Origin of the sequence: Colwellia sp. Arc7-D, assembly GCF_003061515.1 — a bacterium.
Taxonomy (GTDB): Bacteria; Pseudomonadota; Gammaproteobacteria; order Enterobacterales; family Alteromonadaceae; genus Cognaticolwellia.
Map to the genome: position 1 here is coordinate 810955 of NZ_CP028924.1, position 16104 is coordinate 827058.

15 protein-coding genes are annotated in these 16104 nt (G+C 39.5%); all 15 read left to right on the forward strand.

The features are described 5' to 3' along the window. Positions 1-10: 10 nt before the first annotated feature. A complete protein-coding gene (gene fliH / locus DBO93_RS03505; protein ID WP_108455089.1) occupies positions 11-829 on the forward strand; it encodes a flagellar assembly protein FliH in 819 nt (272 codons plus the stop codon). A gap of 234 nt (positions 830-1063) precedes the next feature. Continuing rightward, positions 1064-2431, forward strand: a complete 1368-nt coding sequence (fliI, locus tag DBO93_RS03510) for a flagellar protein export ATPase FliI (RefSeq protein WP_108455090.1) — start codon at positions 1064-1066, stop codon at positions 2429-2431. Positions 2432-2447: 16 nt separating this feature from the next. Beyond that, on the forward strand, positions 2448-2882 hold the full coding sequence (gene fliJ / locus DBO93_RS03515; RefSeq protein ID WP_108455091.1) for a flagellar export protein FliJ: 435 nt from the start codon (positions 2448-2450) through the stop codon (positions 2880-2882). Between the two features lie 168 nt (positions 2883-3050). After that, positions 3051-5345, forward strand: a complete 2295-nt coding sequence (locus DBO93_RS03520) for a flagellar hook-length control protein FliK (RefSeq protein ID WP_108455092.1) — start codon at positions 3051-3053, stop codon at positions 5343-5345. A gap of 102 nt (positions 5346-5447) precedes the next feature. After that, the gene (gene fliL, locus DBO93_RS03525) at positions 5448-5987 is read left to right on the forward strand and encodes a flagellar basal body-associated protein FliL (RefSeq protein WP_108455093.1); all 540 of its coding nucleotides are present in this window, start codon (positions 5448-5450) and stop codon (positions 5985-5987) included. Positions 5988-6118: 131 nt separating this feature from the next. After that, entirely contained in the window at positions 6119-7180 is a 1062-nt protein-coding gene (fliM, locus tag DBO93_RS03530) for a flagellar motor switch protein FliM (protein WP_108455094.1), read from the forward strand. Between the two features lie 135 nt (positions 7181-7315). Next, positions 7316-7708, forward strand: coding sequence for a flagellar motor switch protein FliN (fliN, locus tag DBO93_RS03535; protein WP_108455095.1), 393 nt, complete (start codon positions 7316-7318; stop codon positions 7706-7708). A 6-nt stretch (positions 7709-7714) separates the two neighbouring features. Beyond that, the gene (gene fliO / locus DBO93_RS03540) at positions 7715-8263 is read left to right on the forward strand and encodes a flagellar biosynthetic protein FliO (protein WP_108455096.1); all 549 of its coding nucleotides are present in this window, start codon (positions 7715-7717) and stop codon (positions 8261-8263) included. Between the two features lie 25 nt (positions 8264-8288). Next, the gene (fliP, locus tag DBO93_RS03545) at positions 8289-9044 is read left to right on the forward strand and encodes a flagellar type III secretion system pore protein FliP (RefSeq protein WP_182256786.1); all 756 of its coding nucleotides are present in this window, start codon (positions 8289-8291) and stop codon (positions 9042-9044) included. Then, positions 9044-9313 carry a flagellar biosynthesis protein FliQ gene (gene fliQ / locus DBO93_RS03550; protein ID WP_108455098.1) on the forward strand — a complete coding sequence of 90 codons (270 nt, stop codon included), beginning with the start codon at positions 9044-9046 and terminating at the stop codon, positions 9311-9313. Before fliP ends, fliQ begins: the two co-directional genes overlap by 1 nt. A gap of 2 nt (positions 9314-9315) precedes the next feature. Then, a complete protein-coding gene (gene fliR, locus DBO93_RS03555) occupies positions 9316-10101 on the forward strand; it encodes a flagellar biosynthetic protein FliR (RefSeq protein ID WP_108455099.1) in 786 nt (261 codons plus the stop codon). Beyond that, positions 10101-11231: a flagellar biosynthesis protein FlhB gene (flhB, locus tag DBO93_RS03560; protein ID WP_108455100.1), complete on the forward strand. Its 1131-nt coding sequence runs from the start codon at positions 10101-10103 to the stop codon at positions 11229-11231. The genes fliR and flhB overlap by 1 nt, the downstream gene beginning before the upstream one ends. Before the next feature lie 218 nt (positions 11232-11449). Next, positions 11450-13552, forward strand: coding sequence for a flagellar biosynthesis protein FlhA (gene flhA / locus DBO93_RS03565; RefSeq protein WP_108455101.1), 2103 nt, complete (start codon positions 11450-11452; stop codon positions 13550-13552). Between the two features lie 44 nt (positions 13553-13596). Next, the gene (gene flhF / locus DBO93_RS03570) at positions 13597-15165 is read left to right on the forward strand and encodes a flagellar biosynthesis protein FlhF (protein ID WP_108455102.1); all 1569 of its coding nucleotides are present in this window, start codon (positions 13597-13599) and stop codon (positions 15163-15165) included. Between the two features lie 76 nt (positions 15166-15241). Beyond that, positions 15242-16084, forward strand: a complete 843-nt coding sequence (locus tag DBO93_RS03575) for a MinD/ParA family protein (RefSeq protein ID WP_108455103.1) — start codon at positions 15242-15244, stop codon at positions 16082-16084. Positions 16085-16104 lie beyond the last annotated feature (20 nt).

A 16104-nucleotide genomic window follows, 5' to 3' on the forward strand; every position in this document is an offset into this window, starting at 1 on the left:
GTGATACATAATGTCAATTGATTCAACGCCAAGCAGTGAAGACCCGATAGAAAAACAGTCTATTAAAGCTGACGCAAAAAAATCTGACATCGTAGATACTTGGACCGTGCCTAATGTACGGTCAGACTTTGATGAAAACCAAGAGCAAACTAATGCACTGGGTAAAGCACGCAACTGGCGTTACGAACCGCCTGAAGAAACTGAAATTGATGAACCCGTTCCGCTTACCGCGCAAGATATAGAAGACATTCGTCAGGCCGCATTTGACGAAGGCTTCACGCAAGGTAAAGAAGAAGGCTTTGCTGTTGGCTTAGAAGAAGGGAAAACCAGCGGTCATGCAGAAGGGGTGACCACAGGGCATGAAGACGGTATAGCGCAAGGTTTAGCCGAAGGGAAAGAAACCAGCGAACAACAAATTGCTGCGATGCAAGCGCTAATAGATCAATTGCATCAACCGTTACTCAATGTTGAAAAAAATGTTGAAGCGCAATTATTACAGTTAGTAGTGCAATTAACCCAAGCGGTAACCAAGCATGAAGCCAAAACTAACCCTGATATACTTTTATCAGCCATTGCAGAAGGTATTAAAGCGTTGCCAGGGCAAGAGTCTCAAACGCAAATTTTATTGAACCCACAAGACATTAAATTGGTTGAACAACAATTTGGTGCAACACATATCAAAGAACAAGGCTGGCGATTGCTTGCTGCTCCACAATTAAGTCCAGGTAGCTGTCAAATAGAAAACAGTACATCGAATATTGACCTCAGTGTAAAATCGCGCTTAAACGAAGTGTTGGAATCTTTTTTGCAAGAAGCTTTACATCAATAATTTTTGCTTTAAAACGTCAATTATTTGAAACACGAACTCGGCTTGAATGTTTAATGTATGTCTAATGCATCTCTAATGAAAGTTTAAAGAATATTTATAGGTTGGCATTTATGTCCTTAATAACAGTCGTTATTACCTGATTTAAGCGATACTCTTTACTAACAACATAAGCACAATAAACATAAAGCCAATACAAGTTGCACCGGTAAATTAATTAAAAAAGCGTAAATATCTATGGTTGACATAAATCGCATAACTGAACGTTTAAAAAACTGTGAAAAACTTATTCATCCGCAAAGTGTTTCTGTTGCCGGACGTTTAGTGCGTGTTGTTGGTTTAACGTTAGAAGCGGTTGGGGTTAAAGCGCCCGTGGGCAGCCAGTGTTTAGTCGAAACATCGCAAGGTGATCTTATTGCCGAAATTGTTGGTTTTTCACAAGACACAACATTTTTAATGCCTGAGCAGAGTTTACAAGGCGTATTACCTGGGGCACGTGTCGTGCCTTTATCTACCAAAGCCCGATTACCTTTATCTATGGATTTACTCGGCCGCGTTATCGACGGTGTGGGTAAGCCACTCGATGGTAAAGGCCCAATTAAAGCATCTGAGACTTATCATTACGACAGTAAACCTATTAACCCGTTATCAAGACGTGCAATTACCGAACCACTCGATGTTGGTGTGCGCTCAATCAACAGCTTTCTTACGGTTGGTGTTGGTCAGCGTATGGGCTTGTTTGCCGGCTCCGGTGTTGGTAAAAGTGTATTGTTAGGTATGATGACACGAGGAACTAATGCCGATGTTATTGTTGTAGGACTTATTGGCGAACGTGGACGAGAAGTTAAAGAGTTTATTGAAGAGATTTTAGGTGAGGAAGGTCGTGCACGCTCTGTTGTGGTTGCCGCTCCCGCCGATAATTCGCCATTAATGCGACTAAAGGGCTGTGAAACTGCGGTTCAAATAAGTGAATATTTTCGTGATCAAGGTTTAAATGTTTTATTACTGATTGATTCTCTTACGCGATATGCGCAAGCACAGCGTGAAATTGCCCTAGCAGTAGGCGAGCCACCAGCAACGAAGGGTTATCCACCATCAGTTTTTTCTAAATTACCTCAATTGGTTGAACGAGCAGGTAATGGCGGCGATGGCCAAGGCTCGATTAGTGCATTTTTTACTGTTTTAACCGAAGGCGATGACCTACAAGATCCTATTGCTGATGCTGCTCGTGCTATTTTAGATGGTCACATTGTATTGTCTAGAAAATTGGCCGATGCTGGGCATTACCCCGCAGTTGATATTGAAGGCTCTATCAGCCGCGTTATGCCAATGGTAACCAGTGAAGAACACCAACAACTTGCTAGACAATTACGCCAAGTGTATTCGCTTTATCAAGAAAACAAAGATTTAATCTCTATTGGTGCTTACAGCAGAGGTACCGATCCAAGAATAGATCAATCCATAGATTTACAGCCCGTTATTCAGTTTTTCTTACAGCAAAAAATGCTTGAAATTATTCCGTATGATCAGAGTTTAACGCAGTTGCAAGAAGTACTCGCGGCGGCACAAGCCCATGCTCAACAAAGCCAAACGGCACAACAATAAATAAGGTAATAACAGCATGAAACAGTTAAATACCTTATATAAATTTGAGCTTGATAAAGAGCAAAAAGCCTCGCAAGCATTACAATTAGCGGAACTTGACTATCAACAAAATAAAGACCGTTTAAAAAATGTCAGTGACTATCGTTTGGAATATATGCGCAGACTTAATCAGCGTTCTTTAGAAGGTATAGATAGTGCGACATATAGCCATTTTCATGCCTTTATTGCCAAATTAGATAATGCTTCTCAACAAGTTAAAATTGCAGTTCATCAAGCCAAAGCGTTAGTTGAAACAAGAAAAAAACAATGGTTAGAACAAAGACGTAAAATACAAGCTGTAGAATTATTGCGCGATAAAAAATTGGCTACTTTACAACTTGCCGCTAATAAACAAGAACAAAAAATGTTTGATGAAATTGCTACCCAGCAATTTGTTCGTCGTCACAGATAAATCTTATTTTACTTCACCAACTGCCTATTTTTAATTCCTATTTGTCTGAGTAACAAATTTCTAATATTAAAGCTAATCAAGCTGGTTTTGGAATGATTTTTGCTTAGTTAACAAGAGAGAGTTACGTATTAAATTGCGCTTATTGTTTATATTTAGGAAAGCTTTGTTATGTATCAAGTAAATTTTTTGTCTTCTGATGTTAGCCAAACCCTAGATGTTTCAGGGGGGAAGGGAGATGTATCCAACAAAAATCAAACTAAAGGCAATGCGTTTTCTGATGCGATGGAGCAGCATTATCCAAAGAAAAATAACACTGACTCAGAGAGTAAAAATAATCAAGGTGGCAATCTTGTGTCTAAAGCGGCAGAACAGCAACCGCTTAGTGATGACCCCGCTATTAAGATTAAACGCAAGAACCTAGATGATGCTCATACATTACCCGTGCCCTTACCGATAGATGATGAAACATCAATAGAAAAATCAACAGCTGCTGACAAATCTTCTAATTTACCAATATCTTTTCCTATTGATAATCAAACTATGTCGGCAAAGTTGATCGCTGAAAAAGCTATAAACGATGATGCTCATACTTTACCTGTGCCCTTACCAATAGATGATGAATCTTTGGTGACTAAACCATTGGAGGTGAGTGTTTATAAAGAACCTTTACCGATATCGGTAGAAGAAAAAGTTCGAGAACTATTATTAGCGGCAGTTGAACCTGTAGTAAAGATTAAAGGAGACGAGCATACGCTGCCAGTACCTTTGCCTGTTGTGCCCGTGCAAGATAAAAATAGTGTTATTACAAATGTTAAAACGTCAAATAATGATAGTGCTATCGCTAGTTCATATAAGTCGGCTGCTAATTCAGTGCTTCAAGAATCTCAAACAGGTCAGAGTGTCGCTCAAAAAGTTGAAAGTGATGATGCTGTTGATCTGTTGAAAATGCTAAATGGTGCACAACAACTGTTAACAAAGTCAGCAACAAATAGTCAAGTATCGACGCCGTTAGAGCAAAGTAAAGCTGCCGAAGTTCAAGAAAATAAAGCCTTGTCTAACACTTCGAATACACAATTGCCTACTGACAGTAAAGTTAGTGTGCAAGCAAGTAATACCAATGTCACAGATAATTCAACGGCTAAAATAGCCGCCGACTTTATAACTAATACTGTGGCAAGTGATATACAGAATAAAGAAAAGCAAATAGCAACTACAACAGATAAAGTTACGGCAGTTACCTTGGTCGAAAATGCTGCTAAAAATGCTGTAGTGAAGTCAGCCGATAATAGCGTTATTTCTCCTGTTCAATCAGAGGTTTTAAACACCGGAACTACCGAAAAATTAACGCGTAAAAATACAGTTATCGATCAGGATTTATTAGCAAAGCAAATTAATGCCGCGCTTGTAGCTGATGAAAGTAAAGCGGCTTTAAAAACAGAGCAAGATGCTAAGTCATTGTCTAATATATCTAATGTGTCTAATATAAAAGAGTCACAAAAAAGTAATGACATTAATGCTAAAGCATTTACTGTTGAAGACGTTAAAAAAGCACCTGACGCTATAAACAAAGTGGTAACAGGTGAAAGTGAACCGGTAAAAATGCAAACTGCAGAGTTAACACAAGCGGGTGCTTTAGAACTTAATCGAGCAAATGCTAACGAGTCAACTCAACCTCGTCAGATTAATCAAAGTACCGCTGCGGTAATATCTGCATCGTCTGCACCAACAGTTGAGCAAAAAATTGATGCAACTCAAAAGAGTGTCGCTTTTGATGATGCCACTAAACTAGCCAACAATGCGGATGATGAGCTAGCATTGATGAAAAGCCAAGGCGAGAAACTGGCACCGAACGCTGATAAAGTCGCTTCAACTTTCAATCCTGCCATTAATCATACATTAGACGCACAGGCTGCTAGAACAATACCCAATGCTGCAGAGTTAGCGGCACATCAAGAACAAAGTTTTGAAAATACAATTAATCAATTAACAACCAATACCGTACAAGCACAAAAATCAATCACCGCGTTGAACACCGAAACTATTGCTATTTATCGCAAAGATTTTGCTGATGCTGTTAAAGATAAAGTAATGGTAATGATCAACCAGAAAATACAACAAGTAGAGATTCAACTGGATCCACCAGAAATGGGTAATATTCATGTCAGAGTGAATTTACAAAATGAACAAGCCGCGGTGCAGTTTATTGTTCAAAACCAACAAGCAAAAGAGGCCTTAGAGCAAAACATGGGCAAGCTACGAGATATGTTAGCTGAAAATGGTGTTGATGTTGGCGATGCAAATATTGAGCAGCGCCAGGCAAAAGAGCAAAATAGCGATGGTTTTGAACAAGCAAATCATAGTGGTACAAATGAAGAGTCGGGTGAAGGTAACTTCAGTGAAAATGATAATGTAGTGCTTGATGTGGTTAAAGCTTCATCAACAGGTGTGGATTACTATGCTTAATTCATTAATACACCCATAATACTTGATAAAACTCTTTGGTTTAGCAGCTATTCAACGATATAGTTTAACAAGTGCTTTAAAAAATATTCAAAGGTAGGGAACATGGCTGACGAAAAAGAACTTGAGCTAGATAATTCAGGTAAGAAAAAGAAACTGATTATTATAATTGCTATTGTTGTTATCTTAGCTGCTGCTGGCGGCGGAGCTGCATTTTTTATGCTCGGTGGTGAAGATGAAACTGCACAAGCAAGCGGCGGTAGTGAATTAAGCGCTGATGCAGCAGGAGAGGCGTCTGGCGCACCTGCAGAAAATGCTGAACTTGGTACGGCTTTGTATGTTCCTTTGCCAAGACCCTTTCGTTTCAATGTACCTGGTAATGCAGTAGATCGCTTTGTTGAAATTCGAGTGCAACTGCTTATTAGAGGTGCGGAAAACGAAGAAGCAGCAAAAAAACATATACCCCTTATTGAAAGTACATTACTGGGCGTTTTTTCACGGTCAAGTGCTGATGACTTAGCAACCAGTGCGGGTAAAATGTCTTTAAAGCAATCAGCATTAGTTGAAGTGCATAAAATAATGACCGAAGTTGAAGGTAGTGAAGTTGTCGAAAAAGTACTATTTACTGGCTTTGTTATGCAATAAAAATGTTTAACAGGGTGCAATTGAATGCATTTTTTTGAACGACTAGAACAGCAATAAAACGTTAAGAAAATAGTTCAATAGTACACGTGATGAACAGCGTAACTAAATTAACAAGATAAAGAGACTGTCGAGTGAGTGATTTATTATCTCAAGAGGAAATTGATGCACTTTTACACGGTGTAGATGATGTTGAAGAAGAAGATATTGAAGAAGATTTTTCCTCATCCGAGGGAACGTCTGATTACGATTTTTCTTCACAAGATCGCATTGTGCGCGGACGTATGCCAACACTGGAGATGGTTAACGAGCGTTTTGCTCGCCATATGCGTATTAGCTTATTTAATATGATGCGTCGCTCTGCTGAAGTTTCTATAAACGGCATCCAAATGATCAAATTTGGTGAGTACGTGCATACTTTATTTGTACCCACTAGTTTGAATATGGTGCGTTTTAGACCTCTTAAAGGTACTGCATTAATCACCATGGAAGCGCGATTAGTTTTTATTTTGGTGGATAACTTCTTTGGTGGTGATGGTCGCTATCACGCTAAAATAGAAGGGCGTGAATTTACTCCGACTGAACGTCGTATAGTACAAATGCTGCTTAAAATTATCTTTGAAGATTACAAAGAAGCATGGTCGCCAGTGATGGATGTTTCTTTCGAGTACCTAGATTCAGAAGTTAACCCTTCAATGGCCAATATTGTTAGTCCGACAGAAGTTGTCGTTATTAGCTCGTTTCATATTGAACTCGATGGTGGTGGTGGTGATTTTCATGTAGCCCTGCCTTACTCTATGTTAGAGCCTATTCGTGAATTGCTTGACGCAGGTGTGCAAAGTGATAAAGAAGATACTGACATGCGCTGGTCGAAGGCACTACGCGATGAAATTATGGACGTACCGGTTGAGCTATCAACAAAATTTATAGAAGTTAAATTGTCATTACAAAAAATTATGGATTTAAAGGCAGGGGATATTATTCCGATTGAAATGCCAGACCATATTACGGTGTTAGTTGAAAATTTACCCTCATTCAGAGCTAAACTAGGCCGTAGTCGTGATAATTTAGCATTGAAAATAGAATCAAAAATTAAACGCCCTGAACAAGTTAAATCAGAACTTACCATTTTAACCAAAGGCGGTAAGCGTTTAGACAATGATGCAGAGTTACACTTATTAGAAGACGACTTATAATCGACCCTATAAAATAGCGTATTTAAATAATTTTATTAAATGTGGTGTAAAAATCGCATAACTGCATAATAAGTAATAACAAACGAGTAGCGTGGATTTTTTGACGCTACGCGATGAAAATTGAGGCAAAGCAGCATGAGTAAAGATAACGAAGACGATTTAAGTCAGTGGGATGAAGCAATGGATGAGCAAGCCGCGTCTGAGGCTGCTGAAACTGTTGAATTAGAAGACTTACAAGAAGATAGTGAAACTATCTCAAGTGATGAAAAACATAAACTCGATGCTATTTTAGACATACCTGTGACTATTTCAATGGAAGTAGGTCGTAGTCATATTAGTATCCGAAACTTGTTGCAGCTTAATCAAGGGTCAGTTGTTGAACTTGATCGCGTTGCCGGCGAGGCTTTAGATGTATTGGTAAATGGCACGTTAATCGCTCATGGTGAAGTTGTTGTAGTTAACGACAAATTTGGTATTCGATTAACGGATGTTATTAGCCAAGTTGAACGTATTAAAAAGTTAAAATAACGACTAATGAAAAAAATATTATCAGTAATATTTATCTGGTTGTCTTTATTGGCAAATAGCTATGCTGAAGAAGTTGTTAATACTGCCCCTGTGGTCGACGTTGTTTCAGAAGCTGTAAAACCTGCAGAAGAAAAACTTAACAATTTGGCAGCAACAACTCCAACTCTCCCCGTTGAAGCAAAAGCTGCGCCTGTTGAAGTCGGTAAACATGTTACGGCAAATATGGACGCCATGAGCATGATTCTGTCATTACTCATGGTACTTGTGGTTATTGTTATTAGTGCGGTTATATTAAAACGCTTTCAGGGTGTACGGCACAGTATCAACGGTTTGAAAATAGTCACGAGCTTACACTTAGGTGCTAAAGAGAAATTAGTGGTGGTGCAAGCAGGTAAAAAGCAACTATTGCTTGGTGTTACCGCACAGCAAATCAGTTTAATCGAAACGCTTGATGAACCTTTAATAGCCGCCAAAGAAAACAGTGTCGACTTTGCACAATCTATAGCTAAATTACTCAAACAAAAAGCGATAAAAAAGTATGATAAACAAAAGTAAAAAGTCATTATTATCGTTAAACAAAATCGTAACGTTACTGTTTACGATTTTGTCGTTTTTACTCATTAGCAATACCAGCTTTGCTGCCGACGACCTTTCATTATCAGCGTTAACATTAACGACTAATCCCGATGGTTCACAAGAATACTCTGTAACATTACAAATATTAATTTTTATGACCGCGCTCAGCTTTATACCTGCAGCGGTTATTATGATGACATCGTTCACCCGTATTGTCGTGGTGATGGCCATTTTACGCCAAGCGTTTGGCCTTCAACAAACACCGTCAAACCAAGTTATTATTGGTATTACCTTATTCATGACGTTATTTATTATGACGCCGGTTTATAACGAAATAAACGAACGAGCTATTCAGCCTTATTTACAAGAACAATTAACATCAGTTGAAGCCATTAATAAAGCAAAAGTGCCCTTACGCGCTTTTATGTTAGAACAAACGCGTATTAAAGATCTCGACACTTTGGCGCAAATGGCTGGTATTGAACAAGTTGACCAGCCCACTGATTTACCTATGACAGTAATAATTCCTGCCTTTGTTATTAGTGAGTTAAAAACGGCCTTTCAAATAGGTTTTATGCTGTTTATCCCCTTTTTAATTATAGATTTAGTGGTAGCGAGTATATTAATGGCGATGGGTATGATGATGCTCTCGCCAATGATTGTATCGTTACCGTTTAAATTAATGTTGTTTGTATTAATCGACGGTTGGAATTTAGTCATAGGTACATTAGCAACCAGCTATGGTATGGGAGCTACGTAATGGGTCCTGAGGTATTTGTTGATATTCTGCGCGATGCATTACTGCTAGTCATTATACTGGTGAGTGCTGTTATTGTACCCAGTTTGATCGTTGGTTTAATTGTGGCCGTTTTTCAAGCAGCAACCTCAATAAATGAACAAACCTTGAGCTTTTTACCGCGTTTAATTGTTACCTTACTCGCCTTAATTATGGGTGGACATTGGCTAGTTCAAAAACTCATGGATTACTCCATAAGGTTGATTGGTAGTATTCCTAGTGTGGTGAGTTAACCATGGAGTTCACTGAGTCAGTTATCAACCAAAGCATGGCTGACTTTTTGTTGCCCCTTGCGCGTATTTCAGCCATGGTTATGTCAATGATCGGCTTAGGCGCAAAAGCCATTCCAGGGCGTGTAAAACTGTTTTTTTGTTTGGCAATTACCGTTGCTGTTATGCCTGCACTACCGCCTACTCGTGTTGATAACTTGTTTTCATTAGCAACTGCATTATTAATTGGCGAGCAAATGATTGTTGGCATAATGTTAGGGTTTGTCACCGTGATGGTGGTTAATACCTTTACGTTAGCAGGGCAAATTATTGCGATGCAAACGGGCTTAGGCTTCGCCTCACTTGTCGACCCTGCCAGTGGTACAAGCGTGCCAGCGGTAGGTCAGTTCTTCTTAATATTATCTTCATTATTATTTTGGGCGATGGATGGTCATCTAGCTTATTTGCAGTTTGTGGTTGCCAGTTTTGACACTATTCCTATTCCCGCCACTGATTTTTCCAGTATTAAATTTAAAGAAATTGCCGAGTGGGGCGGATGGATGTTTGCTACCGCTTTATCACTTGCAATAGCACCTTTAACGGCAATGTTACTGATTAATTTTTCATTTGGCATTATGACCCGAGCAGCGCCACAATTAAATATTTTCGCTATTGGTTTTCCCATTACCATGTGTGCTGGTTTATTGATCATGTGGTTAACCATGGGTAATTTTTATAGCCACTTCATTTTACAGTGGCAACGGGCATTAGATTTTAGCTGTTACCTGATTGATTGTGGAGCAGCACCTTAATGGCTGAGTCAGATAGTGGTGAAAAAACCGAAGAACCCACGGCGAAAAAGCTCTCTGATGCCAGAAAAAAAGGCCAAATAGCCCGTTCAAAAGATTTAGGCACCATGTTTGTTTTAGTTGGAGCCGCTTTAGCCATTATGCTTTTAGGTAGCTCTCTGGTTGCAGGCTTGTCTAAGATGATGATCCGATTATTTAGCTTAAATCGAAAAGAAACCATGGATGTACATGCCTTATATCAAGTGGCAAGTGATGGCGTTAGTGCGATAATAGTGCCTTTTATTTGGATTCATATCATTATTGTCTTTGCAGCATTAATTGGTAATATGATCCTCGGTGGCATTAGTTTTTCTTGGGAAGCTATGACACCAAAAGCTAGCAAGCTTTCCCCTATGGCTGGTTTTAAACGTATGTTTGGGGTGCAAGCCTACGTTGAACTTATTAAATCCATTTTGAAGTTTTTTGTGGTCTTTATTTCTGCTTATTTGCTGTTAAGTGGCTTGTTTGATCAAATAGTAAACTTAAGCACAGAAAATATTCCTAATAATTTTGCTCATGCTGTTTCATTACTGATGTGGATGTTTCTAGCATTAGCACTTTCCATTGGCATTATTGTTGTTATAGATGCGCCATATCAAGTTTGGAATCACAATCGTCAATTGAAAATGAGCAAGCAAGAAATCAAAGACGAAATGAAAAACTCAGAAGGTAGCCCTGAAACTAAAGGCCGTGTTAGAAGAGCGCAATATGAGATGTCGCAACGACGTATGATGCAAGATGTGCCTGGTTCTGACGTGGTAATAACTAACCCTACCCATTATTCTGTAGCGCTTAAGTACGATGCTGCAGTGGGCGGGGCACCTGTATTGGTTGCTAAAGGGATTGACGAAATGGCTCTGCATATTCGCACCATTGCTAAAGAGCACAATATTGAGATTGTTACATCTCCCGCTTTGGCAAGGTCGCTTTACTACACAGCAGAACCTAATGAAGAAATACCTGAACAATTATTTGCTGCTGTCGCACAAATATTAGCGTTTATCTTTCAATTAGATGCGCATAAAAAAGGCAAGGCACGTCGGCCAAAAGCGGTTGCAAAAAATCTCCCTATTCCGGATGAATTCCGGTATTAAAAGCGTTTTATTTTTAACTGTTATCTGTCAGATAATGGCAGTTATTAACAAGATGATAGCTGCCATTAGCAGCTTCTAACTCTCAACCTCCAACCTACTGCTTTTACTGACAGCGGCCACCTGACCCTTTTTAACTTATATATTTTATCTAAGCTTTCTCGAATTGGTCTGATTATTGCTTTTTATCAGACATGTCAAAAAATTATCCCTAAGAGCTCATGCAGTTAGCCGCCACTTTTAATAATATAAAGAAACAAAAACTTAACCTTCTTTCGGGTCTAGGCACGCCATTTCTAGTCATGGCTGCACTCGGTATGGTTATTTTGCCGATGCCGGCAATCTTGCTGGATATTCTCTTCTCCTTCAACATCGCTTTGTCTCTGGTCGTACTATTAATCACGGTTTATACCTTAAAGCCGCTTGAGTTTGGTTCATTCCCCGCGGTTCTGTTGATTGCGACTATTTTACGCTTAGCACTTAATGTTGCGAGTACTCGTGTCGTTTTACTTGAAGGACATGAAGGGCCTGATGCCGCAGGTAAAGTTATTGAAGCATTTGGTTCCGTCGTTATTGGTGGTAACTACGCGGTTGGTTTAGTCGTTTTTGCCATTCTTATTATTATAAACTTTGTTGTTGTCACAAAAGGTGCGGGCCGTATTGCTGAAGTTACTGCGCGTTTCACCTTAGATGCGATGCCTGGTAAACAAATGGCGATTGACGCCGATTTAAATGCCGGCTTTATTACCGCTGATCAAGCACGAGAACGCCGAGTTGAAGTTACCAGTGAAGCCGATTTTTATGGTTCAATGGATGGTGCGAGTAAGTTTGTAAAAGGTGATGCCATTGCCGGTATTTTAATTCTTTTCATCAACATTGTTGGTGGTTTAATTATCGGTATGGTTCAACATGATTTATCGTTTGATAGTGCGGTTGAAATATATACTTTACTGACGATAGGTGACGGCTTAGTTGCGCAAATTCCAGGGCTTCTACTATCTGTTGGTACGGCAATCGTAGTGACTCGCCAAAACACTTCTCAAGATATGGGCGAGCAAGTTAGTAGCCAGCTTGGGCAAGGCAAATCACTTTATATAGCTTCTGGTGTTATGTTTGTTATGGGCATTGTGCCAGGTATGCCACATGTCGCCTTTTTAACCTTTGCAATACTAATAGGTAGCATCGCTTTTTTTAGTAATAAATATAAAGTCGCTAAAGCTGCACAATTGGTTGAAGATACCCATGCAGAAGAAGCGCAGAGCATAAAACAAGAAGCTGAAGTTAAAGACCTTGGTTGGGATGATGTTAACCATGTTGATATTATTGGCCTAGAAATAGGTTACCGACTTATTCCTCTAGTAGATAAAGCCCAAGGCGGAGAATTACTTAACCGTATTAAGGGTGTCAGGAAAAAGCTTTCACAAGAGTTTGGCTTTTTAGTACCTGCGGTACATATTCGTGACAACCTAGATTTAGATCCTAACAGTTATCGTATATCACTAATGGGCGTTACTGTAGGTGAAGCAGAAATCCGTCATGATAATGAATTAGCAATTAACCCAGGCCAAGTTTTTGGCAAGCTTGATGGTATTGCAACAAAAGACCCTGCCTTTGGCTTAGACGCTGTATGGATTAAGCAAGAACAACGAGAGCACGCTCAATCTCTTGGCTATACTGTCGTTGATTCTGCAACAGTGTTAGCGACTCACCTGAGTCAAATTCTAACCAACAATACCGCACAATTATTAGGGCATGAAGAAGTTCAAAACTTACTTGATATGCTTGAGAAGAGCTATCCTAAACTTATTGAAGGCCTGATCCCTGATGTGCTTTCGTTAGGTACAATCGTAAAAGTATTACAAAACTTAATGAACGAAGGTGTGGCAGTACGTGATATGCGTAGCATTATTCAAACATTAGTAGAATACGGACCTAAGAGCCAAGATCCTGAAGTATTGACCGCGGCTGTTCGCATAACGCTGCGTAAATTTATAGTCCAAGAATTAGTTGGGCCAACGGTTGAAGTACCCGTCATAACTTTGTCACCAGAGTTGGAACAAATGTTGCACCAGTCTATGCAAATGGCTGGAGACGATGGCGCAGGTATTGAGCCAGGCTTAGCAGAACGATTACAGAAATCTTTGACAGACGGTGCACAACAGCAGGAAATGGCTGGCGATACACCAATTTTATTAACGTCAGGAATTTTACGTTCAGTACTCGCTAAGTTTGTGAAATATACCATCCCGGGATTACGTGTAATTTCTTATCAAGAAATTCCGGATGACAAACAAATTAAAATTGTTAGTGCTATCGGCCAGTAAAAAAGATATTTCAACGTAGTTGTACTGAATAATAAGGGTTGGCGATGAAAATTAGACGTTACGTAGCAAAAGACATGAGAAGCGCACTTGCACAAATTAAAGACGAGTTGGGTGTAGACGCAGTAATTATGTCAAATAAAAAAATTGCTGAAGGTGTCGAGTTAATGGCAGCGGTTGACTACAACCAAAATATCAAGCCTGCTCAATCGACTTCACAACGTGGTCAACTTAACCTTGAACCAAGCACTTCAGATAATGCCCAACCAGCAAGTCGCGTTGATATTGCTGAAGACACTGTCGCCATTAGTAGCGCTCCGCAACAAGCTACCCAGCAAAACTCAGATGTGCCCGTAGATAGTTTAGCGGCGTTATTAAGCCGACAAGTGCAGCAAAACGGTTATGATAAAGCACCTGCAACACGAGCATTTAATAGTAATATAGAGAACTCAGCCACTAAATCGACTAAACAAGCAGATATAAAACCGGGTGCACCTGAGCAAGATATTGAGCAACAATTCAAAAATTTCACTTCTCGTTTAGCACAAACTTCGGGAATAGATTCGCCAAATGAAAATGTTAACCATCAACAAGGTGGTGAAACAAACGCTTCAAGTTTACATAATGCTTTTGATAGCGCATTATCAAGTGGTCAAAAAGTGCAGTCTCATAGCGAACGTCAAATAAGTGGCAGCGAATTTGAAAACATGCAAAAAGAAATGTCGTCTATTCGCCAGTTATTAGAACATCAAATGTCTGGTTTAATGTGGCAAGACATGGCGCAAAAAGATCCGATGCGTGCTGTCTTAGTGAATAAATTGATGGCGATGGGATTAAATGAAGAAGTTGCTGATCAAATTGCGGGTTACATACCTGCAAATAGTCATGAAAAAGATGCATGGCAGCAAGCAAAGCATATTATAGCTGAACAATTAAACACCACTAATAATGATATTATTCAACGCGGTGGTGTAGTTTCACTTGTTGGCCCTACAGGTGTAGGTAAAACAACGACTATCGCGAAATTAGCCGCCAGGTTTGCTCAAGCACATGGTGCTGACCAAGTCGTTTTAATTTCAACTGACAGTTACCGTATTGCTGGTTTTGAACAACTTGCTACCTATGGTCGTATTATTGGCTGCCAAGTGAAACTTGCGAATGACGGCGATGAGCTAGACACCTTATTACAACAGTTTTCACAAAAGAAATTAATATTAATAGATACTGCAGGGATGGGGCAAAGAGATATGCGTCTAACCGAGCATTTGACTACCTTAATTTCTAATGCACGTGTTAGAATTCGTAACTACTTAGTGTTAGCAGCCAATACACAGCAACGTGTAATGCAAGAAAATGTTGAACGCTTTAAGCGTATTCCACTTGCCGGTTGTATATATACTAAACTAGATGAAAGTCTTAGTGTTGGCGAAATAATCACTACATCGCTACAAAACGGTTTAGCTATTGGCTATCTTACTGATGGACAAAGAGTTCCGGAAGATATTAAGGTTGCAAATGCTGAGAAATTAGTTACGCTTGCAGATAGAATGGCAAATAAGTCTCAACGCTCAAATGCTGTTTCATGGCGCACACCCGTAACAGCTGTTGCAGTTTAGTCGCCTAAAGAATGGCAGAGCAATTATACCCATTGAATATTTATCTTAATTGGTATTATATAGAGAAGTTACTTAGATGATAGATCAAGCGAGCGGCTTAAGAAAAATGCAAGATCCCCAACATATTAAAGTCATAGCAGTTTCAGGTGGTAAAGGTGGCGTTGGTAAAACTAATGTCTCATTAAATACCGCTATTTCCTTAGCTCAATTAGGTAAGCGCGTACTTGTGCTTGATGCCGATTTAGGTTTAGCGAATGTGGACGTAATGTTAGGTTTGCGAGTGCAACGAAACTTGTCTCATGTGTTATCTGGTGAGTGTGAACTTGACGATATTATTATTCAAGGTCCCGCTGGTATTAACATTATCCCAGCAACTTCCGGCACACAATCTATGGTGGATTTAACTCCTGCAGAGCATGCTGGGCTTATTCGCGCCTTTAGTGATATGCAAACCAAATTCGATATTTTAATTGTTGATACAGCCGCTGGTATCTCCGATATGGTGCTAAGTTTTTGTCGAGCATCACAAGATGTTTTATTGGTTGTATGTGACGAGCCTACTTCCATTACCGACTGCTATGCCTTAATGAAACTGTTAAGCCGAGACCACGGTTTATTCAAATTTAAAGTCGTAGCAAATATGGTCCGCAGTCCAAAAGAAGGTCAAAATTTATTTGGCAAGCTTTCAAAAGTAACCGATAGATTTTTAGATGTTACTTTAGAGCTTGTTGCTGTTATTCCTTACGATGAAAATATTCGTAAATCAGTGAGAAAACAACAAGCAATTGTCGAAGCATATCCTGACTCTCCAGCGTCTATTGGCTTAAAAGCTCTCGCCAAAAACATTATCAGCTGGCCTGTGCCCAAAGAGGCTTCAGGACATTTAGAGTTTTTCATCGAGCAATTGCTAGAACACTAACGACCAAAAAAGTGAGCTAT